Origin of the sequence: Adlercreutzia shanghongiae, assembly GCF_035830635.1 — a bacterium.
GTDB classification, from domain to species: domain Bacteria; phylum Actinomycetota; class Coriobacteriia; order Coriobacteriales; family Eggerthellaceae; genus Adlercreutzia; species Adlercreutzia shanghongiae.
In genome coordinates, this window is sequence record NZ_JAYMFI010000001.1 from 126,542 (window position 1) to 148,519 (window position 21,978).

Consider the following 21,978-nt stretch of genomic DNA (forward strand, 5'->3'; position numbering starts at 1 on the left):
TCCTTACAGCTTGATCTCGATGTCAACGCCAGCGGGAAGGTCGAGACGCATCAGGGAGTCAACCGTGTTGGGGGTCGGCTCCAGGATGTCGATGAGGCGCTTGTGGGTGCGCATCTCGAACTGCTCGCGGGAGTCCTTATTCACATGGGGACCGCGGATGACGCAATACAGGTTGCGCTCAGTCGGCAGCGGAATAGGACCGGAAACCTTGGCACCCGTCTTCTGGGCGGTATCGACGATGAGGCGCGTGGACTGATCCACGATCTCATGATCGTATCCCTTGAGGCGGATGCGAATCTTCTGACTTGCCACTTACTTTACCTCCAAATAGAAGTTACCGCGGACGCCCTAGGCGTTGCCGCCGGCCTTGCTGATAATCTCGTCCTGCACGGACTTGGGCACCGGCTCGTAGGAGTCGAACTGCATGGTGTACACGGCACGGCCCTGAGTACCGGAACGCAGGTCGGTCGCGTAGCCGAACATGTTGCCCAGCGGGACCTTCGCCTCGATGACGACGGCAGAACCGCGCTGCTCCTGGCCCTGGATGAGGCCGCGGCGGGACGGGATGTCGCCCATGACAAAGCCCGTGTACTCCTCGGGAGTCTCGACCTCGACGGCCATGACCGGCTCGAGGATGACCGGGTTGGACTTGCGCAGGGCGTCCTTGATGGCCATGGAGCCGGCCACCTTGAAGGCAGCCTCGGAAGAGTCAACGTCGTGGTAGGAGCCGTCGATGAGCTCGACCTTCACGTCCTCGACCGGATAGCCGGCCAGAACACCGGAGTTCAGCGCCTCCTGGATGCCCTTGTCGATGGACGGGATGTACTCCTTGGGAACCACGCCGCCGACGATCTTGTTGACGAACTCGTAGCCCTTGCCCGGCTCCTGGGGGTACATGTTGATGACCGCATGGCCGTACTGGCCGCGACCACCGGACTGGCGGACGAACTTGCCCTCGGCGTTCATGACCTCATGGCCCGGACGCTCGCGGTAGGCAACCTGGGGCTTGCCCACGTTAGCCTCGACCTTGAACTCGCGCAGCAGGCGGTCGATGATGATCTCGAGGTGCAGCTCGCCCATGCCGGCGATGATGGTCTGGCCGGTCTCGTGGTTGGTGGACACGCGGAAGGTCGGGTCCTCCTCGGCGAGCTTGGCGAGTGCCACGCCCATCTTGTCCTGCTCGGCCTTGGTCTTCGGCTCGACGGCGATGTCGATAACCGGGTCGGCGAACTCCATGGACTCCAGGATGACCGGAGCGTTCTCGGCGCACAGGGTGTCACCGGTGGAGGTGTCCTTCAGGCCCACGACGGCGACGATGTCGCCAGCGGCCACGGCGTCGATGTCGACGCGCTGGTTGGAGTGCATCTGCAGAAGACGGCCGATGCGCTCCTTCTTGTCCTTCGTGGCGTTCAGCACGTAGCTGCCGGCATCCAGCTGGCCGGAGTACACGCGCAGGTAGGTGAGCTTGCCCACGTAGGGGTCGGTCATGATCTTGAAGGCCAGAGAGGAGAACGGGGCCTTCGGATCGGCCGGGCGCTCCTCTTCCTCGCCGGTCTCGGGATTGGTGCCCTTGATGGCGGGAATGTCAACCGGGGACGGCATGTAGTCGACCACGGCGTCGAGCAGCTCCTGCACGCCCTTGTTCTTGTAGGCGGAGCCCACGAACACGGGATTGATCTTGCAGGCGATAACGCCCTTGCGGATGGCGGCCTTCAGCTCCTCGACGGAGACTTCCTCCTCCATGAGGACCTTCTCCATGAGGTCGTCGTCGCAGTCAGCGGCGGCCTCGAGCAGCTCCTGGCGATAGAGAGCGGCGTCCTCGGCGAACTCGGCCGGAATCTCGGCCATGGGCTCGGGATAGGTCATGCCCTTGTCGTCGGCCTTGAAGTCCCACGCGGTCATGGTCACCAGGTCGACGATGCCCCAGAAGTTGTCCTCGGCGCCCATGGGAACCTGAGCGGCGACGGCGTTGGCATCCAGGCGGTCGCGCATGGTCTGGATGGCGTGGAAGAAGTCGGCGCCCACGCGGTCGTACTTGTTGATGAAGGCGATGCGGGGAACGCCGTAGCGCTCGGCCTGGCGCCACACCGTCTCGGACTGCGGCTGCACGCCGGCGACGGCGTCGAACACAGCGACCGTGCCGTCCAGAACGCGCAGGGAGCGCTCCACCTCGGCCGTGAAGTCCACGTGGCCGGGGGTGTCGATGATCTGGAAGCGGTACTCCTTGCCGTCGGACGCGCCGCCGGGGTACTTCCAAAAGCAGGTGGTGGCTGCAGCGGTGATGGTCACGCCGCGCTCCTGCTCCTGGACCATCCAGTCCATGGTGGCAGCGCCGTCGTGTACCTCGCCGATCTTATGAGTTTTGCCCGTGTAGTAGAGGATGCGCTCGGTCGTGGTGGTCTTGCCTGCATCGATGTGGGCCATGATGCCGATGTTGCGCGTATCCCTCAGATCGATTTTAGCCATATATCTTCACCAGCCTTAGAAGCGATAGTGCGAGAACGCACGGTTAGCCTCGGCCATCTTGTACATATCCTCGCGCTTCTTCACAGCGGCGCCGGTGTTGTTGGAGGCGTCGATGATCTCGTTGGCGAGACGCTCGCGCATGGTGTGCTCCTTGCGCTTGCGGGAGAAGTCGACGATCCAGCGGATCGCCAGGGTGGTGGCGCGACGGGAGTTGACCTCCATCGGCACCTGGTAAGTGGCGCCGCCCACGCGCTTCGGCTTGCACTCGAGGGTGGGGCGGACGTTGTCCATGGCCTTCTTGAACACGGTCAGCGGATCTTCGCCGGTCTTTTCCTGGACCAGGTCGAAGGCGCCGTAGACGATGTTCTCGGCGATGGACTTCTTGCCGTCAAGCAGGACCTTGTTGATCAGCTGCGTGACGAGACGATTGTTGAACTTTGCGTCCGGCTGCGTTTCGCGGCGGACTGCTGCTGCACGACGCGGCATGTAGTTACTCCTTTTGCTTCTGCGCGCTTCGGGACGTTTTCTCGGCGTCCATTAGGTCGGTGGGGCTTCCTACCCCGACGTTTCCGGCCCGCGCGTCTTAACGAACGTTATTTCGGGCGCTTGGCGCCGTAGCGGCTGCGGGCCTGCTTGCGGTTGTCAACCGCAGCGCAGTCGAGCGCCGCGCGGATGACCTTGTAACGGACACCGGGAAGGTCCTTTACACGGCCGCCGCGGATGAGCACCATGGAGTGCTCCTGGAGGTTGTGGCCCTCGCCGGGGATGTAGGCCGTAACCTCCATACCGTTGACGAGACGCACACGGCAGACCTTGCGAAGAGCCGAGTTCGGCTTCTTGGGGGTCGTGGTGTACACGCGGGTGCACACGCCGCGCTTCTGCGGGTTGCCCTTGAGCGCCGGGGTCTTCGACTTGTCGACCGTCTTCTTGCGGCCCTTGCGGACCAGCTGGTTAATTGTAGGCAAGACTCTTTTCCTTTCCTTTTTCCACGGACTTGCACTGCACAAAACAAGCGCCTCTAAGAGGCGCGACGGGGTATGTTACGAGGGTTCCCGCTGTGTGTCAAACGCCACGCACCCGGGCGTATCCATACCCTCCGGCGAGCGGCACAATTTGTTCACAAATGCTTTGCGACGGGGTGAGATTTAGTCCATCTCGCCTCTTTTTGCCCAGTTTTCCGCAAGCCTGTGACCTGGCATTATCATATGTTTTGCCTGGTCAGAAAGTTGGCCAATTTTGCGCGATTTGGACAATCCCGCTCGCACTTCACCGAGCGACCGCGCAACCCTAGTCTTCATCTATCCCCTCATCGCCGAAGGTGCTCACAAGATCGATGAGCTCGGCCTTGGAATGAACGCCGAGCTTCTGGTAAATGTGCCGACGGTGGGTGATGGCCGTGCCCTCGGCGATGAACAGCGCCTCCTGGACGCGTCCCAGCCCGTGCCCGCGGGCCAGAATTCCCAGCACCTCTGCTTCTCGCTCGGTCAGCGCGTGGGCCTCGGCCACAGCGGCGACTCGCTCGTCGAATGGCGTGTCATCATCGGAGGGCTCGGTCTCTTTGCCGCCTGCAGCCGTTACGGCCCTTTTGTAGGCCCGGGCCAGACTTCCGCGCGTAAGCACTACGTCAGACGCGATAACGGCGAGCACCATGGCGGCGATGGCCGTCACGCTCACATGGCCCTGGATATCGAGGCTCTCCATCATAAGCGCCAGGCTCGACCCCGAAGCCGCGCCCAAGGCAAGTGCACCTAAGGCCACGCCCCACACAAGAGCAAAAGGCGCGTGAATTTGCCCGGCCGCCTCGGCCGCGACTCCCGCCATTAAAGATAGGTATATCCACAGGGCCACCGCCGAGGCCCCCATGGCAAAGCGCAGCGAAAACTCGCTTCCGGCATCGAAGGGATAGAAGGCCACGAGTATCGGAATGGCCGCGAAACGCAGAATGAGCAGCCAGCTGAACCCCTGCTTCAGCACCGCTTTCGCCACAAGCACGGCCACGAGCGCGACAACGATGCCGCCAAGGCTCAAAAGCCATGTCCACGGCAGCGCGTGGCCGTGACGCGCAATGAGAAACTGAGTGATCATCATGGCGAAGACGAGACCGAACAGTCCGTAGGACACGGCAATGCGGGCAAAGGCCCCTCTCAGCCGCGTCGCCGGCAAAAGAGCCCCTGCAAGACTCGCACCGCGAGACGCCGACGCCATGAACAGCGCGCTGGAGGCAACCGAGAGCACGATGACCGCCACAAGCAGAGACCAATGGATGCCCATGGACTGAGCGAAGGCCGCCAGCAGACAGGCAGCAATCACAATGAGAAAGGACGCCTGGGAGCGCGCGGGAGGCTCCAGCTGCCCGAAGCGCTCGCTCCATACCATGGAGAGCAAGCCGCTGCCCAGGCCGAGCAGCGCGCCGGACACGATGCGCAAAACCGCGACTGCCACCGAGCCGTCCTGCTCGGGAACAAGCAGAAGCGCCGCGCCAACGATGGCCGCCAGTGTTCCCGCAAGCGCCCCGTAAACGCCCCGGGCCCACTCCCCTCTCCAGCGGGCGAAGGACGCCCCGCACGCCGTCGCCCCTAAAGCGACAAGATAAGAGAAGAGAAGGGGATTCAGCCCCGACAGCGCCAGAGCGCCGCCGCGATACATATCGGCGATCACGCCGACAACGGGAAGCCACGTTTGGGCACCGACGCACCCGATAACTACCAAAAGCACGCCCTTTGCAGAAGCGCCTCCCAGCCCCTGAGACGGCAGCACGCTGTCATCCTTCGTCATTCCTACCATCACCGACCCTCCCGTATCCATGTGCGGTCAAGGGCAGTATAGCAAGGGCATGGCCGATAGCCGACCACAATCCCGCCTCCGTCATCCCGCATCCCATCTGGGCTTTCATCCCTTTCAGATGACAGGGCTCCACCAAAATAATCTGTTGCGCCCCGCGAAGCATCGGCTTTGGATGATGGCATTTCGGTATCGGGGGCGCACAATGCCGCCCATCGGATTCAATCCGGCGGGACGACGAGAGAGCCGCCGGAGCCACTTGGAAGGAGAGGAACATGGCTCACGCATCCCTGCGCAAGATCGCCCTTGCCTCCGCCGTCGCGGGCGCCATCGCGCTCATGTCCCTGGGGACGGTCGGCTGCGCCCCGAAAACGGCAGATCTCAGCGAAACGGGCACGGACTCGCAGACAGAAGCCAATGAGGGCGCCGTAATGACGGGGGACTTCACGTTCTCGGCAGACGCGGACTGCGCCACCTGCCACAGCACCGAGGGCGACTCGCTCAACGACGCGACCATGCCCGCGGCCAACCATGCGACGCAGGAGTGCACTACCTGCCACAGCGACATCGACGGCCTCACGACGGCCCATGACGGCGTGCAGTTCGGAGACAAGACACCCAAGCGCCTGAAGAAGACCGCCATCGATGACACAGCCTGCTTCAACAGCGCCTGCCACGGCAGCCAGGAGGACCTGGCCGCCAAGACCGAGGCCTGCGCCATCCTCACCGACACCAACGGCACCGTGGTGAACCCCCACGCCCTGCCCGAGAACGAGGACCACACGACCGTCGACTGCGGCAGCTGCCACAGCATGCATTCCGACGACGCCATCGATGACACGGCTAAGAAGGCCTGCAAGGGCTGCCACCACATGGACGTCTACGAGTGCAACACCTGCCACGAGTAGAAAACACGTCATTTCATTGATTCCGGTTCCGCCCGGCCCCGTCAACCCCTCCCTCAGCGGGGCCCGGGTGCGGCCATTCCAAACTCAGCATCGTCCGCATTGGCGCGGATGACATAGCAAGCCTTATTAAGGAGGAAAACATGGAGGAAGTATCTCGCCGTTCTTTTCTGAAGGGCTCCGCCCTGGCTGCCGCCGGTGTCGCCGGCACCGCCGCCCTGGCCGGATGTGCCGGCAACGACGCCGCGCTCTCTGAGACCGGCAGCACCCCCGAGTGGATGCCCGAGGCCTGGGACTACGAGACCGACGTTTTGGTGATCGGTTACGGCGGCGCGGGCCTGTGGGCCGGCATCACCGCCTTTGACGAGGGCGCTCAGGTTCTCTACCTGGAGAAGTCGCCGTTCCGCGGTGGCGGATCCTCGTCCATCAACATGGGCCAGTGGACTGCGCCCCACGACGCGGACGCTGCCGCCCAGTTCGCCTTCGAGGCCTTCCACGGCCAGACCCCCATGGAGGTCTGCCAAGCTTGGGGCGAGGAGGCCGTGCAGAACCCCGACTACGCCGACGAATACGGCCTCGAGTACACCCTGGGCGACAGCCCCCGTGCCGAGTACAATATCTTCACCGGCTACGAGGAGATGTACGTCGGCTCCGGTGACGGCTACGGCGCTGGCTTCTTCGAGGCCATGGACCAGCATCGCGCCGACCGCGGCATCGAGGTGCTGTTCGACTGCCATGACGAGGAGCTCATCCAGAACCCCATCACCAAGGAGATTATCGGCTGCTACACCCTCATGGGCACCGACGAGACCCCCAAGGCCGTGAAGGCCTCCAAGGGCGTCATCCTGTGCACCGGCGGCTTCGAGTTCAACGAGGAGCTGCAGGCCAAGTACTTGAAGTGCTACCCGATGCGTGGCTTCTACGGCTGGAAGTACAACACCGGCGACGGCATTACCATGGCCCAGAAGGTGGGCGCCGATCTGTGGCACATGCAGCAGGTCTGCGGCGGCGACGACGCTTGGTTCGACGATCCGGAGATCGTTCCCGGCGGCGTGTCCGTGGGCAGCCCCACCCCCAACTACATCAAGGTGAGCCGTCTCGGCGAGCGCTGGGGCAATGAGGAAATCTTCAGCCCCCACGGCGGCTGGAAGCCCTACGCCAACTTCGATGAGGAGATCTGCGACTTCGACCGCATCCCCTCTTGGTACATCTTCGACCAGACCTCCTTCGACGGCGGCTCCTGGGGCGGCATGGTCGGCGGCGCGGCTACCGAGAACGGCGGCATGGGCATCGGGTATATGACCGAGGGACTCGATCCGGAGCTCGGCGGCTGGGCCGGCTGGTCCGCCGACAACAAGTGGGAGCTTGAGCGCGGCTGGATCACCACCGGCGCCACCCTGGACGAGCTGGCTGCCAACATCGCCGCCAGCAAGTGGGACGACAAGATGGACGCCGAGAAGCTGAAGGCCTCGGTCGCCCGCTGGAACGAGCTGTGCGACAAGGGCGTCGACGAGGACTTCGGCCGCGAGCAGCTGGCCAAGGTGGAGACCGGCCCGTTCTACGCCATCCCGCTGTATCCGGGCATCTGCAACACCATCGGCGGCGCTCGCCGCAACGAGAACGCCAACATCGTCGACCCGAGCGGCAACCCCATTCCGCGCCTGTACTCCGCCGGCTCGTTCGGCAACATGAACGGCCACACCTACGCCATCACCGGCGGCAACGGCTCCGAGAACTGGTGCGTCGGTCGCATCGCCGGCCGCAACGCCGCTGGCCTTGAGTCCTGGGACGCTACGGCCGAGGCCTAAGTTTCAGCCCAGCGCAAGCAAGCACAAGCGGGCCCGCTCGTGAGGGCGGGCCCTTTTCTTAACGAGAGAGGGAGGAGGGGCCCTGTGACTCAGCTCGAGTTTTCCGTTCCCTACAACGGGGACGCCGACACGCTCAAGCGCCTTATCGCCCTTCAGGGGCGGGGCGGCAACACCATCCGCGAGATCTACCTGAACGCTCCCCAAGCCATCACCGGCTCGGGACGCGTCGGAAACGTGACGACCTTGGACGAGTTCGTCGAAGTGGTCAGAGCCATTCGCGAGGCGGGCATCCGCGTCGACATCACGATGAACTCCACCTGCGACGGCGGGGACTGGTACGAGAAGGAGACCCTCGATCGTCAAATCGGCTTCATTCGCGACATGCACGAGCAGCATGGCGTGGAGGCAGTCACGCTGGCCAACCCCTTCCTCATCGAGCAGGCGCGCAAGGCGTGCCCCGACCTGGAGATCAGCGCCTCGGTTCTCGCCGACATCGACTGCTTCTCCCGCGCCGAGGCCTTCGCGCTGGCGGGGGCCAATACCATGACGGTGGACACGAGCATCAATCGCGATCTGAAGCTCTTGCGGCAGATTCACGAGAAGCTCGGCGTAGAGCTCAAGCTCATGGTGAACGAGGGCTGTCTGAACAAGTGCCCCTTCCGCAAGTTCCACATGAACCTGATCTCGCACAAATCCCAAGAGGAGCGCGACGAGGGAACCTCTTTCTCCTTCGCCTGCGGCGACATCATCGGGCGAGACGCCGGGCAGATTTTCAAGTCGAACTGGATCAGGCCCGAGGACCTGCGGCGCTACGAGGGCATCACGCGCTTCTTCAAGATCGTCGGCCGCGACATGATGCCGAGCAAGGTGCTTCGCTGCGCGAAGGCCTACCTGGGCGAGTCCTATGACGGCAACCTCTTCGACCTGCTCTGCAGCTCCATCGGCTACTATGGCATCGAATTTCGCGCCCATATCGACAACAAGGCGCTGGACAAGACGAACTTCTTCAAGCGCACCTCCACCTGCAACCGCCAATGCCAGCGCTGCACCTACTGCGCGGATCTGGCCGACGATCTGCTCGGATACGGTTGGATCACGCGCGAGATGCTGGAGGACATGGGCCAGACGCAAATGATCGCCGCCATTGAGGCGCAGTTCGGAGGCACCTATCCCGTCTGCCGCTCCTATTCGAAAACCCCTCTCGAGAACCCCTTTCAATCCCTGTAACGGCAAGGAGGAACCCTATGTCTACGCAAATCAGAACCTGGACCGAGCGCTGTAACGCCGAGGGCGAGCCCTTGCGCTGGGATCTGGCCATCAACGATCGCCCCGTCCCGGGCGGCTACATCGAGAAGACCGCCAACGGCTTCGAGATCCACTACCCCCACCTCGCGCCCAAGACGCTTGACACCCTGGACGAGGCGAAGCGCCGTCTGGAGCTGGCGCCCCCGATTTCGGCGGCGGGGCTTAAGGTGGAGAAGATGGCCGGGGAGGGCAGCGACCTCATCTCTTCTACCGAGGCCGGCGAGATGCTCGGCGTGAGCCGCTTCCGCGTGAATGCCATGGTGGCCTCCGGCGTGTTGCCTGGACGTCGCGAAAACGGCAAGATTCTCGTCGATCGCGCCGCCGTGGAGCGCAAAGCCGCCCAGGGAGCCACCGAAGGACCGCAGGGGAAGTTCGCGAACCTCTTCTTGTTCTACGCCCCTGCCGGCGAGCGCACGCAGTATATGGCCGAGCTTGAGGCCGATGACGCTGATGCCATCGAGCGCGCCCGCGCTTTTGCCCAGGAGGTCATGGAAGACGAGAGCGAGGACGCCGTGGAGGTGCGCGACTACCTGCGCATGCGCAACTTCCTGCGCAACCATGAGAATGAGTTCGAGTTCTCCCGCACCGCCTTCGCCGATCTTACCCAGGAGCGCGGCAAGCGCGTTTCACTGCGCACCCCCGAGGTCGTCGCCTAGGAGACAGACGCTGTCCATATCGGCCTTTTTTGTCCAGTTTTCCGCAAGCCCGTGACCCGGCATTACTGCATGTTTCACCTGGTCAGAAAGTTGGACAATTATGCGCGATTTGGGCAGCTTCTTCCCGAGCACTTCGCGGGGCTCCGCACCCGTCGGAGCCCCGCGTGCACTGGGAGTCCCCGAGCGCCCTTGCGCTTACGCAGCGTACTCAGCAATGATGGCCTCAACATAGCGGGCCATATTCTGAAGGTCCTCCACGAGGATGTACTCGTCCACAGAGTGGAAATTGGCCATGCCGATGCCGAGGGTAATGGCATCGGCGCCTTTGGTGCCGAGCACGTTGGCGTCAGCGCCGCCGCCGGAGATGGCGTGGCGGGTCGCAAGGCCGCAGGCAGCAGCGGCCGCTTCCAAGTGAGCGACAAGAGCGTCGCCGGGCTCGTGCACAACCGCTGGGTAATCGAGCTCCCAGGCCACCTCCGCCGTACCGCCGAGCTGCGAGGCGGTCTCTTCCAAAGCGCGCGTCATAGCGTCGCGCTGGGCCAGCACGCGATCCTCATAGAGCGAGCGGCACTCCCCCTCCAGGGTCACGGCGGCCGGCACGATGTTCACGGCCACGCCGCCCTCGATGCGCCCCACGTTGGCCGTCGTGCATTCGTCGATGCGCCCAAGGGGCATGGCGGCCACCGCAGCCGAGGCAATCTGGATGGCCGAGACGCCGCACTCCGGCTCGACGCCCGCATGGGCTGCGCGCCCGTGAATGCGAGCCCGCAGCGTCCAATGGTAGGGCGCGCCCATGATGAGCGAGCCCGGCGCACCGTCGGCATCCAGCACGAACAGCGGCAGTGCGCCCCCAGCGCCCGCCGCATTCAGCAGCGCCTCGTATTCCGTGCCCCGCGATGCCGCCGGCACGTCATCCGGCCACACCAGGGCATCCTCGGCTAGGGCAGACGAGCCCAGTAGGCTCTGCTCCTCGCAGGTGGTAAGCAGTACCGTGATATCTGGCCGCGCGGCGCCATCCTCCAGCGTGGCGCGAACTCCCTCGAAGATAGCCGCGATGCCCGCCTTGTCATCGGCAGACAGAATCGTATCCCCCGCCGAGCAGACCACCTCGGCCATGCGGCACGTGACGTCGTCGCAAATATGGCGCCGCTCGATAACAGGCTCGATACCCGCGCAGGGCTTCACCGTGTCCAAGTGCGCTGAAAATGCCACGCGCCCCGGCACCGTGCCCGGCAGATGCGCGATAAGGTTGCCCGTATCCGACCCGGTTTCCGCCGCCGAGGCGTCGAAGGTCACCGAGAACCCCATCTCCGCCAGCTTACCCGCGCAATAAGCCGCCATCGGCGCCTCATGCCAAGAGGGGCTCTCGACAACCACCATCTCCAAAAACGAGTCCAGCACGCGATCGGGGTTCATAGGGTTCCTTCTTTCAGTAAAGCAAGTTGGTAAAGCAGCGGGAGGGGCGACGGGGCTGTCGGCGATCCTCTCTGAACACTATAAAGAAAAAGCGACCGAAGGTCGCCCGTTAAATACATGAAGGAGCGAAGCGCCTGAAGCCGAAGGCTGAATAGCGAAGCGGGAGGAGCGACGATAGCCCCGTCGCCCCTCCCGCGGACAACCAAGTTTAGCTTGCCAGAATCGGCGCCGCCACCTGCTTTTTGCGGGACAGCACGCCCGGCATCCAGTTGCCGCCCTCGCAGCACTCGATATCAAAGACGCGGTTCACGCGGGAGGCGTCGCCCTCGACGATGAACTGCGAGCCCTCGGCCAGGATGTCGGTGACGAGCAGCAGGGCGAACTCGTAGCCGCCCTCTTCCACGAGCTTCTTCATGTGCTCGCGAATTTCGGCCTCGCGGGCCATGACCATAGGCAGGTCGACCGTCTCGCGCTGGGCGATGAGCACGGTGACATCGTCGCTTACCTTGAATTCCTTAGAGTCGGCCTCCACGAGCTTGTTGATGGGCATCTTGTCCTCGCCGCCGCGGGTGCGGAAGATGTCCATGCCGTATTCCACCGCGTCGATGCCGAGCTTGTTGGCGAGAAAGTTCACCTGGTCGACGTCTACCTGAGTGCAGGTGGGGCTCTTCATGATGACCGTATCGGTGAGGATGGCCGACAGCAGCACGCGAGCGATGGAGTCGGGCAGCTCGATACCGGTCTGGCGGAACTGCAGGGTGACGATGGTGGCCGTGGAGCCGATGGGGAGGTTCAAGAAGAGAATGGGGTTGGCCGTGGTCACGTCGGCAATGCGGTGGTGGTCGATGATCTCGACGACGTCGGCGTTCTCGATGCCGGGGGCCGCCTGGCCGATCTCGTTGTGATCGACGAGGATGACCTGCTGCTTGACCTCTTCGCCGTCGCGCTCGACGGGGTTCACGTTCTCAATGAGCACGGGCTCGGCGATGTCGTTCTGCTCCAAAATCCAAGCGCTCTCCACGGGCAGCGGACCCAAGCGGGCGGGCACGTACTCGACGGCATCGGATTCGCCATCGCGGGCGGCCAACGCGTTCTTCAGATGCGCATAGCCCACGGCAGCGGCAATGGAGTCGTTGTCGGGGTTGCGGTGGCCCACGACGAGAATCTTGGAAGACATGAATTCCCCTTTCTCACCAACTTACGGTTTTGAGGCAGTATACCGCGCCCGTGCAAGGAAGGCGATGGGCTATGATAGGCTTCTTCGATAAAATGGAGTCTTAAGCCTGCCGTGCGGAAGCTCAAGACTCCCCGATGGCCGGCCGCCAAGATGCCGGCAAGCGGCGAGAGAAGGAGCGCGCATGAAGACCTACGGACTTCGGGACATCATCGGGCCTATCATGGTGGGCCCGTCCAGCTCGCATACGGCCGGCGCCCTGCGCATCGCCTCCATGGCGCGCAAGCTCTTCGGCGGCACGCCCCATGCGGTTACCTTCACACTTTACGGGTCTTTTGCCGCCACGGGCAGCGGACACGGCACCGACAAGGCGCTTGTGGCCGGCATTATCGGCCTGGAGGCCGACGACCCGAACGTCGCCCGCTCTTTCGAGCTGGCTGAAGCTCAGGGCGTGGCCGTGGAAACCGTGTGGGACACCGCGACCGAAGTAGATCACCCCAACACCGTCGACGTCGTCTGCAAAAGCGACGACGGGCACTCCGTGGAGATGCGCGGCGTTTCCATCGGCGGCGGCGCGGCGGTCATCCGGCGCATCAACGGCATCGACGTGGATATCTCCGGCGAGCACACGAGCGTGGTGGTGCACCAGCACGATGTGCGCGGCGTGCTGGCGCACATCTCCTCAGTACTGGCCGACCACGACATCAACATCGCTACCGTGAATTTGCACCGCACCAAAAAGCGCGGCGACGCCTTCACCGTTATGGAAACCGACGACGACGTGAACCCCAAGGTGCGCGGGCAGCTGCTCGACCATCCGGCCATCTTGGGCGCCCGGGTTATTCCCGCCATGTCAGTCACCGATGGCGCATCCGTACCCGTGCCCGACGACGCCGAGGACGCGTTCGCCCGCTGGAACTACGCATCCGGGGCCGAGCTCCTGGCCCTGTGCGAGCGGGAGGGCTGCACCATCGCCGAGGCCTTCCGCGCCCGCGAAGAGGCACTGTGCGCCAGCGTGGGCGTGGCAGCCGACGTTGACGCCTACTTAGACCGCGTGCTCTCCGTCATGGACGCGGCGGCCACAACGCCCATCGAGCATCCGGAACGGTCCATCGGCGGACTTATCGGCGGCGAGGCGGCGAAAGTGACGGCGGCTATGGCGGCCAAGGGCGAGCGGGCGCTCATGGATCCGCTAACAGCCAAAGCCTGCATTTACGCTCTAGCGACGCTGGAGACCAACGCAAAGATGGGCATCATCGTGGCGACGCCCACGGCCGGCTCTTCCGGCGTGCTGCCCGGCGTCATGCTCGCCCTGCGCGATGAGCGCGGCTATTCTCATGAAGAGCTGCGCGAGGGCATTCTGGCGGCGGCGGCCGTGGGCTACATCATCGCCCGCAACGCCAGCGTGTCCGGCGCCGAGGGCGGCTGCCAGGCCGAGGTGGGAAGCGCTGCGGCCATGGCGGCCGCCGGCGCCGTTACCATCGCCGGCGGCACGCCGACCCAGGCCCTCGATGCAGCCTCGAACGTGATTCAATGCCTGCTCGGCCTTGTATGTGACCCGGTAGGCGGCCTGGTAGAACTTCCCTGTCAGAAGCGCGACGCCACGGCGGCGCCGACGGCCCTCATCTGCGCCCAGATCGCCCTGGCCGGCGTGAGCAACCTCGTGCCCTTCGACGAGAACGTCGCCGTCATGGACAAGGTGGGCCGCGACATGCCCATGGAGCTGCGAGAAACCGCCCGCGGCGGCATCGCCGCGGCACCTTCGGCCTGCAGCTTCTGCGCGGGGTGCTAGGCCGTATTTCAACGAACCGACTCCTGGTAAACGATGGCGCTTAAGCCAAGCTAGCCGATCTTCACGATGGGGGCGTAGTCCTTCAAGAGCTTCTTGGTCTGGCCGGTCTTGGCGAACTTCACATGCAAGGTGTCGCCATCCACCTTCACCACGGTGCCGCGGCCGAAGGTCTTGTGGTCCACGGCGTCGCCGGCGGCGAAAGTGGCGCGCGCGGCGGCCTTCTTGCCCGCATTCGGGTTCACCCCCGCGCCGATGCGGCCCGAGCCGCCGCTCTCCCGCGAGGCGGCAGGCGCGTTCGTGGCCGCCCGGCCGCTGCCGGTGGCCGCACGGTACTCGGCGAAGGAGCGCCCCTGCGCCCCTGACGCGCTGGAGCGGCCGAACACGCGGCCCTCCCCCGCCTCGGTGCCCGAGCCGGCGATACCCCGGCGACTTCCGCGCTTCTCCCAGCCCGTGCCGGAAAAGCCCGCCGACCCCAGGCCGCTCGTCTGGCGCAGCTCGCTCGGGATCTCCCCGATGAATCGCGACACCGGGTTCGCGTGGGTCTGGCCGAAGATCTGGCGCTGCTGGGCGCAGGTGAGCGTGAGGCGCTTGCGGGCGCGGGTGATGGCCACGTAGGCCAAACGGCGCTCTTCCTCCACCGCGGCCGCATCGCCCACCGAGTTCATGTGCGGGAACAGCGTCTCCTCCATGCCGGCCACCCACACGCAATCGAATTCCAGACCCTTGGAGGAATGCACGGTCATGAGGGTAACGGCCTGGCCGTCCTCGGTCACCGTGTCCAGATCGGTGCGCAGGCGCACCCATTCGATGAAGTCGGCCAAAGAATCGCCGCGCAGCACACGCACAGGCTCGGCCGTCTCGTCCTCGCCCACCGTCGGCGCGGCAAAGTCGGATTCTTCTGCATCGTGGGTCTGCACGAACTCGTCCACAACGCCCAGAAACTCCTGGATGTTTTCGACACGACCGCGGGCCTCGTCGGTGCCCTCGTCCTGCAGCGCGCGGATAAGCCCGGCCTTGTCGATAATCATCTCCACGACTTTGCGCAAATCGCCACCGTAGGTGGCGCCGTCTTTGATGACCTGCACGAATTCGCCCACCGACTTGCGCGTGGAAGCGCGAATCTCCGGGTCGATGATGGCCAGCTCCGCCGCCGTGAGAAAGGGCATGCCCATTTCGCGGCCGTACTGGTCGATGCGCTCGATGGTGGTCTTGCCGATGCCGCGCTTCGGCACGTTGATGACGCGCTTGGCGGCGATGTCGTCAGCCGGATTCACCACCAGCGTGAGATAGGCCATGACATCGCGAATCTCGGCGCGGTCGAAGAAGCGCGTGCCGCCGACGATGCGGTAGGGCACCCCCGCCCGCAGCAGCATATCTTCCAACATGCGCGACTGGGCGTTGGTGCGGTAGAACACGGCCATGTTGTTGTAGGAGACGCCCTCGGAGCGGCGCCGGTCAATCTCGCCGGCAATCCAGCGGCCCTCGTCGCGCTCGTCGGTAGCCATGTACACCGCGATTTTCTCGCCATCACCCATGGCCGTGAACAGCCGCTTCTCCTTGCGATGCTGGTTGTTCGCGATAACCGCGTTGGCCGCAGCGAGGATATTGCCCACACTGCGGTAGTTCTGCTCCAGCTTCACGACCCGCGCCTCGGGGTAATCGCTCTCGAATTCCAAGATGTTGCGCAGATCGGCGCCGCGCCACGAGTAGATGGACTGGTCGTCGTCGCCCACGACCATGATGTTGCGGTGCTTGGCCGCGAGCAGCTGGGTAATGGCGTACTGGGCGCGGTTGGTGTCCTGATACTCGTCCACCATGAGGTAGCGGAAGCGGTCCTGATAAGCCTCGCGCACGTCCTCGCGATTCTTCAGCAGAAGGTAGGCGTACAGCAAAAGGTCGTCGAAATCGAAGGCGTTGGCCGCGCGCAGGCGCGCCTGCAGACGCTCGTAGACTTGCTGGGCCACCTTCCCCACCGGATCGTGGGCCTCAAAATTCCCCGGCACAATCAGATCGTTCTTCGCTTGGGAAATGCGGTTCATGAGGGCGTTTACCGGGAAGCGCTTCGGGTCAACATCGAGCTCGGCCATGATGTCCTTGTACAGCCGCTTCAAATCATCGGTGTCATAGATGGTGAAGTTCTTTGTGAAGCCCAGCCGCTCGGCATCGGCGCGCAGGATGCGCACGCACATGGAATGGAACGTGGACACCCACATGCCCCGGGCCCGCGTGCCCACGAGCTGGCCCAAACGCTCGCGCATCTCGGTGGCCGCCTTGTTGGTGAACGTGATGGCGAGAATCTCCCACGGCGCCGCCAGGTTCTGCTCCAGAATGTTGGCGATGCGGTAGGTGAGCACGCGCGTCTTGCCGGAGCCGGCGCCTGCGAGCACAAGCAGCGGGCCCTCGGTGCACTGCACGGCCTCGCGCTGCGGATCGTTCAAAGTATCAATGTCGATGGGCACGTCTTCGTCCTTCGTCTTCGCTTAAAAGGGGCGCTTCACCCCGAACATGCAAGAAAGCCGCCCGAAACGAGCGGCTTTCCATTCTAGCGCCCCGCGCGCAACTGCGACAGGACAGCCACGAAGGTTTCACGCCCTTCTCGACGAGCGCCCCAAGCCAGCGCGCCCCCTGCGTTCAATGCGCCCCGCCCCGTTGCAGCCAGAAAAGGGAGATGCCCGCACTTTTGTATGGTTTACTCCGGGCAAAAGGGACTTCGGGGCACTTTTGCATGGCTTGGAAGGAGTTAGTCGCACTTTTGTATGGAATGCGGCGGGGGCCGACGCTAGGCGCCGGTGGAATCCTGCACCGACTCGGCGGCAGAACGGGTGGCCGTGCCGCCCTCGGGCGCATCTCCGAACCAGCTTTCGTACAGCTCATCGTAGGAGCCGTCGGCTTTAAGGGCCGCCAAGGCGTCGTTCACCTTGCCGAGCAGCTCGCCATTGCCCTCGGCGACAATGAAAGCGTAGTCCTTGTCGGAGGCGATGGTCTCCACGGCCTGCAAATGCGGCTCCTTCACTTTGGTGTAGCGGCGAAAGCGCGGCTCGTCCACGATGGCCGCCTGGGCACGTTCGGAATTCAGCTCCATGAGCGCGTCTACGCCGGCATCGAACGTGACGACTTCGGCGGCGGGCAGGTTGTCGCTCACCCATACGGCAATGGCCGGGTCGTTCTGCACGGCCACGATAACGCCTTCGCCTTGGATGCTGGCCAGGTCGTCATAGCCGGTGTCCATCTTCGTGAGGACGGCATAGTCGGCATGCAGGTAGGGGTCGGTGAAGACCACGCCCGCAAGCGCCTCTTCGGCGGTGATAGACGACGCACCAAGGTTGGCCTCGCCTTCCGTCACCTTGGCCGCCACATCCTCGGGCAAGCCGGCGGTGATGTTCTGATCGGCGTCCTTATGGTTGACGGCCTTGCTGAACTGCACCTCGAGACCGGCCCGCTCGCCGATGAGTCGGAGCAGCTCAACCGTGAAGCCGATCTGATTGGTGCTCGTGGCCTGCTCGTAGGGCTCGCTGTTGAGCGCCGAGGCGACGACGATGACATCCGCGGAGGCCTCGCTGGATGCGGCCGCCTTCTCTTTGCCCGCGGGCGGCTCCTCGGAGGCGCAGCCCGTCAACGACGAAGCGAGCACGGCGAAGGCCAGGGCAAAAGTCAGGGCGACGAGCGCGCCGGCGAGCGCGCGGGCCGCCGAGGCGGCCGTTGCGCGGCGGTCGCGAGCGGCGAGGGGCATTTCAGTCATGGGTTCCTCTCTTTCGGGGCAATGCTTCTCCCGCGTAAGCGCGGGACCTCTTCGGCTCTACCATAACCAGTCGCCAAGCGAGCGCATCATCCCCCAGCGCCCAGCGGCATCATCCCCGCAGGGCTAATTTCAACGAAAACGAAGCAGTTTGCCCAACAATTGCCCTCTGCTGGCGGGCAACGAGCCCATGAAGCCTTGCGGGCACTACCATCTCTCTTGCATCAATGGAGCAAGCCCGCCGGTTCGGCCGAGCGGAGAAACCCGCCGTGCGATGCGGGCGGCACAGCAAACGGACGGGCGCGGTGGCCCGGATTGCCTCCACCGTGCACGGCTTTGAGAGAGAGGACGACCCATGAGCGAGCACAAGCATAACGAGCACGAAAAACAACGCAAGACTTTCGCCGAGCGCGACCCTTTGGCCGCCGAGCAGCCCGACGTCCTTGAATCCTCCGCGAGCGACCCGCAGTTTCCCGCCATGCAGGAGTTCGAAGTCGACCGGGGCGGCCCCAAGGGAAGCACCCGCAAGCATCCCGGCCTTATTTGGGCCATCGTCGCCGTCGCGGCGGTCGTCCTCCTCTGCGTCGCCTTCGCCGCCGCCGGCGACTGGATGAACCCCACCCAGGCCGAGCGCGCCGCCCAGACCGAATTCGAGGAGCAAACCGTCCCCGAGGACCTCGGCGCCAACGAAGACCCCGAAGCCGCCCTCAACGACTAAGCGCGCATCGTTCGAACAAAAGTGGGCGGATTATCCGCCCACTTGCTTTAGACAACCTTCGCCCCAAAAGGCAGCAGTGAAAGCTTGGCCATTTTGAAGCATTGGAGCCCAACGGGAACCCCAATAACCGAAATGCAGTAGACAACGCTCAGCACGACGTAAGAAAACGCCATCGGAAGACCCGCCAGAATAAGCCAAAAGATATTGGCAATAAGCGACGGCGCTCCGCCGCCGTACACGATGGTCTTCCCGAAGGGTGCCAGCGTGAGCGACGCCATCTTGAAGCACTGCCGCCCCAGGGGAATGCCGATGATGGTGATGTAGAAAATAATTCCCACCAGACACCACGCAATAGCCGTAAGCAGGCCGCCAAAGATAATCCAAATTATGTTCGCGATAGTGGACATTATGCGCACGCTTCTACGTTGTCGCCTTCGACCAGCACTTGCGACAAAGACTCCAAAAGCTTGGCAGAATTCCCCTCGTCACAAGGGAATAAGTAAAATCTAACACTCTGATCATACTTCGCATCTGCGTAGATATCGACGTCTCCCCGTCCTTCTATGTCATCAATGATCGAACGCCCCATGTCATCGGAATAGAACACACGAGCCTCGCGATATTCAGCAGCATGTTTTTCGCTGAACTTCTTCCCGTAGGTTATCGCAGCGTAACAACCGGGGAAACTAACGAACTGACCTGCACTTACATCTCTGCGATCTCCCGAATTGACTCTCAGCGCCTCGGCATCAATAACCACCGGCGCACATGAGAGTAATTCCTTTCGAGCCTCGAGTTGCGCCGCCCGCTGCTGCTTTCTCTCGGAGGCTGCTCGAGTTTTTTCCTTCAGCTTATCTTTGCCATCTCCAACAGCTTCAACAACTTTACCCTTAGCGGCACCAGCTGCTCCAGCCGCAGCGTGACCAGCCCTCTTTACGACCGGCGCCGCAGCCTTGGCGGCCGCAGGAGCAACCTGCGCAGCCATCGCAACCGCGGGTGCAGCCTTCTGCACCGCTTTTGCAGCAGCTTTGACTTTCGGATTTTGAATCTTCCCCATCATTGCCGCTACAGCCGCTGCCGCCTCTGCAACATCCTTCCCGTCCATGCTGATCCCCCATTCACGCCACGAGTTTCTTACCAAACGACGATATACGTTTTTCTTCGTTTACTCGCAACTCTCTCGAACTTCATAACTTTCCCAGAAGACGATCCCTAGGTTTAAAATGCCGGACGATTGACAACCTCATCGACAATCTGGGGGACCAAACAACCAGTTATACGATTGTAATCGTACTTAATTTTGGTCGTTCTCCCAACTCTGGCCTCGATAGACCCTTCGCTAGGATTAATGCCGCATTTTGCGGTGATAGTAGAATCCTCTCCGATTGAAAACTCAAGCACTCCATGTTTTTTAACCGTGCCCGTATAAACACCATTAACGTATATCTTTAGAGAGCCGCCTATGAGATTCATTTGCGAGAGCCCGTAGACAATCACCGTCCCGCTGCTCTCGTCGGCGGCGCTTCCAAGTGGGCATCCGCATTTTATACAAGCGCAAGCCCTATCGCTCACATCAGCGCCGCACTCGGGACATTTAATCAACACGACATGCTCCAATCAATCTCGACCGGGATACCCAAACCAGCAGGAAAGAGCGGGGACGTCGTCAGAAAGCGCAAGCGCTCCTCGAATCCATCCTATTCTAAAAAGTCGTACGGGTCTCCGCATTAGCTGCTCGCTAAACGTTGCTTCCGCTCTTCGCGCGTAATCGCACCATGACTCGCCGGACTATCTGCTTCGGAGGGAGTTTTCAAGAACACGAGAGATGCTTTTTACCGAGGACCTCGGCGCCAACGAAGACCCCGAAGCCGCCCTCAACGACTAGGCGCGCGCGACGTCACGACGAGAAGAACGCAGGCAACCCCGATCTTCGGGGTGGGTGGGCGCGCTATGCCACGACAATGAGGGCTTCCTCCTCTGCGACTACCGTGCGGGCGCGCTGGGCGTCAAGGCGGAGATTGCGGAAGTAGACGAGCCAGTTGGCAGCAATGCAAACGACGTTGATGAAGTAGACGACGAGCACCCAGTTCAAGTTCCCCGACACGAACTTAGCGGCAATGCCAGCGAAATAACCCGCGGTGATTAGGGCGATGAACTGCCAGCTGGTGCCGACGGCCGTGGCCGCCTTGTAGTTCTTGTACGCGTTAAGGGGCCAGGACAGGCCGAAACAGATGAGCATGATCGCTTCGAGCAACTCTGCCATAAAAACTCGATCGCTTCCTTCGAAATAGGGCTCGTGCGTTTGCGGTTTTCGATTGTAAGACGATGGGCCGCAGGGTCAAACCTTGCGGCGGCGGCAGGGGCATGCGTTACCCGTTCGCCACAGAGCGTCCACATTGCGCCCGCGAAGAAGCGTCCGGGCGAGAGGGGCTTCTGGTATGCTGGGCCCTATGGAAGAGCTTTTCGACATGCATTGCCATCTAGGATTCACGCCCAATCCGGCGGCGGCGGCCGAGGCGGGCCAGCGCGCGGGCATCGGCGCGCTTTCGTGCACCGTTGAACCGGCGGAATACGAGCGGCTCTCTCCCCTGCTGACACCTTGCGAAAACGTGCAGCTTGGCCTGGGGGCGCACCCCTGGTGGATCGCCGACGGCCGCATAAGCGCGCAGGAGCTGGAGAGTTTCTGCGCCCAAGCGCCCACGACAAGCTACATCGGCGAAATCGGCCTCGACTTCTCCGGAGCCCGCGATGCGGCCGAAAGCCGCATGCGGCAGACGCAGGCGCTTGAGCGCATCCTGCGGGCCTGCAACAAAGGCGCTGGCGAAAAGCTCCTCTCCCTCCATGCGGTCAACGCCGCATCCGTCGTTCTCGACCTGCTTGAAGAAGCCGACGCCTTTGCGCGCCACCAGGTTGTGTTCCATTGGTTCTCGGGCACCTCCGGCGATATGGCTCGCACCGTGCGGGCCGGCGGCTTTTTCTCCGTAGGACCGCGTATGCTCGCCTCGCGACGCGGACGCGCATACGCGCGACAGATTCCGCTCGACCGCCTGCTGCTGGAAACCGACATGCCCTCCCGTGCCGGCGACCCGCTGCCCGCCGGCCTATGGCGGGCCGAGCTGGGCAATGCGCTTGCGGGCCTCTCCCAGCTCAAAGAGCTGCCGACCGCCGAGGTCGCCGAGCGTCTTGCGGAAACGAGCCGCCGCCTTCTCGAGCTATAATGG

19 protein-coding genes are annotated in these 21,978 nt (G+C 63.2%); 7 read left to right on the forward strand and 12 right to left on the reverse strand.

The genetic code is table 11. The annotated features are described in order from the left end of the window. Window positions 1–3: 3 nt before the first annotated feature. The 5 genes from rpsJ to VJ923_RS00615 form a co-directional block, all read right to left on the reverse strand. Entirely contained in the window at window positions 4–312 is a 309-nt protein-coding gene (gene rpsJ, locus VJ923_RS00595; RefSeq protein ID WP_016309237.1) for a 30S ribosomal protein S10, read from the reverse strand. Window positions 313–348: 36 nt separating this feature from the next. Beyond that, window positions 349–2,466, reverse strand: a complete 2,118-nt coding sequence (fusA, locus tag VJ923_RS00600; RefSeq protein WP_326437452.1) for an elongation factor G — start codon at window positions 2,464–2,466, stop codon at window positions 349–351. Window positions 2,467–2,481: 15 nt separating this feature from the next. Beyond that, the gene (gene rpsG / locus VJ923_RS00605) at window positions 2,482–2,952 is read right to left on the reverse strand and encodes a 30S ribosomal protein S7 (RefSeq protein WP_022740352.1); all 471 of its coding nucleotides are present in this window, start codon (window positions 2,950–2,952) and stop codon (window positions 2,482–2,484) included. A gap of 107 nt (window positions 2,953–3,059) precedes the next feature. Beyond that, window positions 3,060–3,431 carry a 30S ribosomal protein S12 gene (gene rpsL / locus VJ923_RS00610; RefSeq protein ID WP_022740353.1) on the reverse strand — a complete coding sequence of 124 codons (372 nt, stop codon included), beginning with the start codon at window positions 3,429–3,431 and terminating at the stop codon, window positions 3,060–3,062. Window positions 3,432–3,753: 322 nt separating this feature from the next. Next, the gene (locus tag VJ923_RS00615; RefSeq protein WP_326437455.1) at window positions 3,754–5,250 is read right to left on the reverse strand and encodes a helix-turn-helix transcriptional regulator; all 1,497 of its coding nucleotides are present in this window, start codon (window positions 5,248–5,250) and stop codon (window positions 3,754–3,756) included. 272 nt (window positions 5,251–5,522) lie between these two features. Here VJ923_RS00615 and VJ923_RS00620 point away from each other — a divergent pair, with 272 nt between their 5' ends. From VJ923_RS00620 to VJ923_RS00635, 4 genes are all read left to right on the forward strand, one after another. Continuing rightward, window positions 5,523–6,155, forward strand: a complete 633-nt coding sequence (locus VJ923_RS00620) for a hypothetical protein (protein WP_326437457.1) — start codon at window positions 5,523–5,525, stop codon at window positions 6,153–6,155. Window positions 6,156–6,295: 140 nt separating this feature from the next. Further along, window positions 6,296–7,960 carry an FAD-dependent oxidoreductase gene (locus VJ923_RS00625; protein ID WP_326437459.1) on the forward strand — a complete coding sequence of 555 codons (1,665 nt, stop codon included), beginning with the start codon at window positions 6,296–6,298 and terminating at the stop codon, window positions 7,958–7,960. Between the two features lie 84 nt (window positions 7,961–8,044). Further along, complete coding sequence (locus tag VJ923_RS00630) at window positions 8,045–9,187, forward strand: U32 family peptidase (RefSeq protein WP_326437461.1); 1,143 nt, start codon at window positions 8,045–8,047, stop codon at window positions 9,185–9,187. A 17-nt stretch (window positions 9,188–9,204) separates the two neighbouring features. Continuing rightward, window positions 9,205–9,921 (forward strand): helix-turn-helix domain-containing protein, encoded by a 717-nt coding sequence (locus tag VJ923_RS00635; protein ID WP_326437463.1) that lies wholly within the window; start codon window positions 9,205–9,207, stop codon window positions 9,919–9,921. A gap of 195 nt (window positions 9,922–10,116) precedes the next feature. On the opposite strand, the gene VJ923_RS00640 is transcribed toward VJ923_RS00635, so the two are convergent. After that, a complete protein-coding gene (locus VJ923_RS00640) occupies window positions 10,117–11,337 on the reverse strand; it encodes a M20/M25/M40 family metallo-hydrolase (RefSeq protein ID WP_326437465.1) in 1,221 nt (406 codons plus the stop codon). Window positions 11,338–11,545: 208 nt separating this feature from the next. Further along, window positions 11,546–12,514 (reverse strand): manganese-dependent inorganic pyrophosphatase, encoded by a 969-nt coding sequence (locus VJ923_RS00645; RefSeq protein ID WP_326437467.1) that lies wholly within the window; start codon window positions 12,512–12,514, stop codon window positions 11,546–11,548. Window positions 12,515–12,695: 181 nt separating this feature from the next. On the opposite strand from VJ923_RS00645, the gene sdaAA reads away from it, so the two are divergent. Beyond that, window positions 12,696–14,303, forward strand: a complete 1,608-nt coding sequence (gene sdaAA, locus VJ923_RS00650) for an L-serine ammonia-lyase, iron-sulfur-dependent, subunit alpha (RefSeq protein WP_326437469.1) — start codon at window positions 12,696–12,698, stop codon at window positions 14,301–14,303. A 50-nt stretch (window positions 14,304–14,353) separates the two neighbouring features. On the opposite strand, the gene VJ923_RS00655 is transcribed toward sdaAA, so the two are convergent. Together VJ923_RS00655 and VJ923_RS00660 are read right to left on the reverse strand one after the other, a co-directional pair. Further along, window positions 14,354–16,762 (reverse strand): ATP-dependent helicase, encoded by a 2,409-nt coding sequence (locus tag VJ923_RS00655; protein ID WP_326437471.1) that lies wholly within the window; start codon window positions 16,760–16,762, stop codon window positions 14,354–14,356. 320 nt (window positions 16,763–17,082) lie between these two features. After that, a complete protein-coding gene (locus tag VJ923_RS00660) occupies window positions 17,083–18,042 on the reverse strand; it encodes a transporter substrate-binding domain-containing protein (RefSeq protein WP_326437473.1) in 960 nt (319 codons plus the stop codon). Between the two features lie 352 nt (window positions 18,043–18,394). Here VJ923_RS00660 and VJ923_RS00665 point away from each other — a divergent pair, with 352 nt between their 5' ends. After that, window positions 18,395–18,757 (forward strand): hypothetical protein, encoded by a 363-nt coding sequence (locus VJ923_RS00665; RefSeq protein WP_326437475.1) that lies wholly within the window; start codon window positions 18,395–18,397, stop codon window positions 18,755–18,757. A gap of 47 nt (window positions 18,758–18,804) precedes the next feature. Here VJ923_RS00665 and VJ923_RS00670 read toward each other — a convergent pair whose 3' ends face one another. The 3 genes from VJ923_RS00670 to VJ923_RS00680 form a co-directional block, all read right to left on the reverse strand. Further along, the gene (locus VJ923_RS00670) at window positions 18,805–19,164 is read right to left on the reverse strand and encodes a YccF domain-containing protein (protein ID WP_326437477.1); all 360 of its coding nucleotides are present in this window, start codon (window positions 19,162–19,164) and stop codon (window positions 18,805–18,807) included. Beyond that, entirely contained in the window at window positions 19,164–19,862 is a 699-nt protein-coding gene (locus tag VJ923_RS00675; protein WP_326437479.1) for a hypothetical protein, read from the reverse strand. Before VJ923_RS00675 ends, VJ923_RS00670 begins: the two co-directional genes overlap by 1 nt. Before the next feature lie 843 nt (window positions 19,863–20,705). Beyond that, on the reverse strand, window positions 20,706–21,020 hold the full coding sequence (locus tag VJ923_RS00680) for a hypothetical protein (RefSeq protein ID WP_326437481.1): 315 nt from the start codon (window positions 21,018–21,020) through the stop codon (window positions 20,706–20,708). A 175-nt stretch (window positions 21,021–21,195) separates the two neighbouring features. On the opposite strand from VJ923_RS00680, the gene VJ923_RS00685 reads away from it, so the two are divergent. Beyond that, window positions 21,196–21,975 (forward strand): TatD family hydrolase, encoded by a 780-nt coding sequence (locus VJ923_RS00685; RefSeq protein ID WP_326437483.1) that lies wholly within the window; start codon window positions 21,196–21,198, stop codon window positions 21,973–21,975. Window positions 21,976–21,978: the final 3 nt, after the last annotated feature.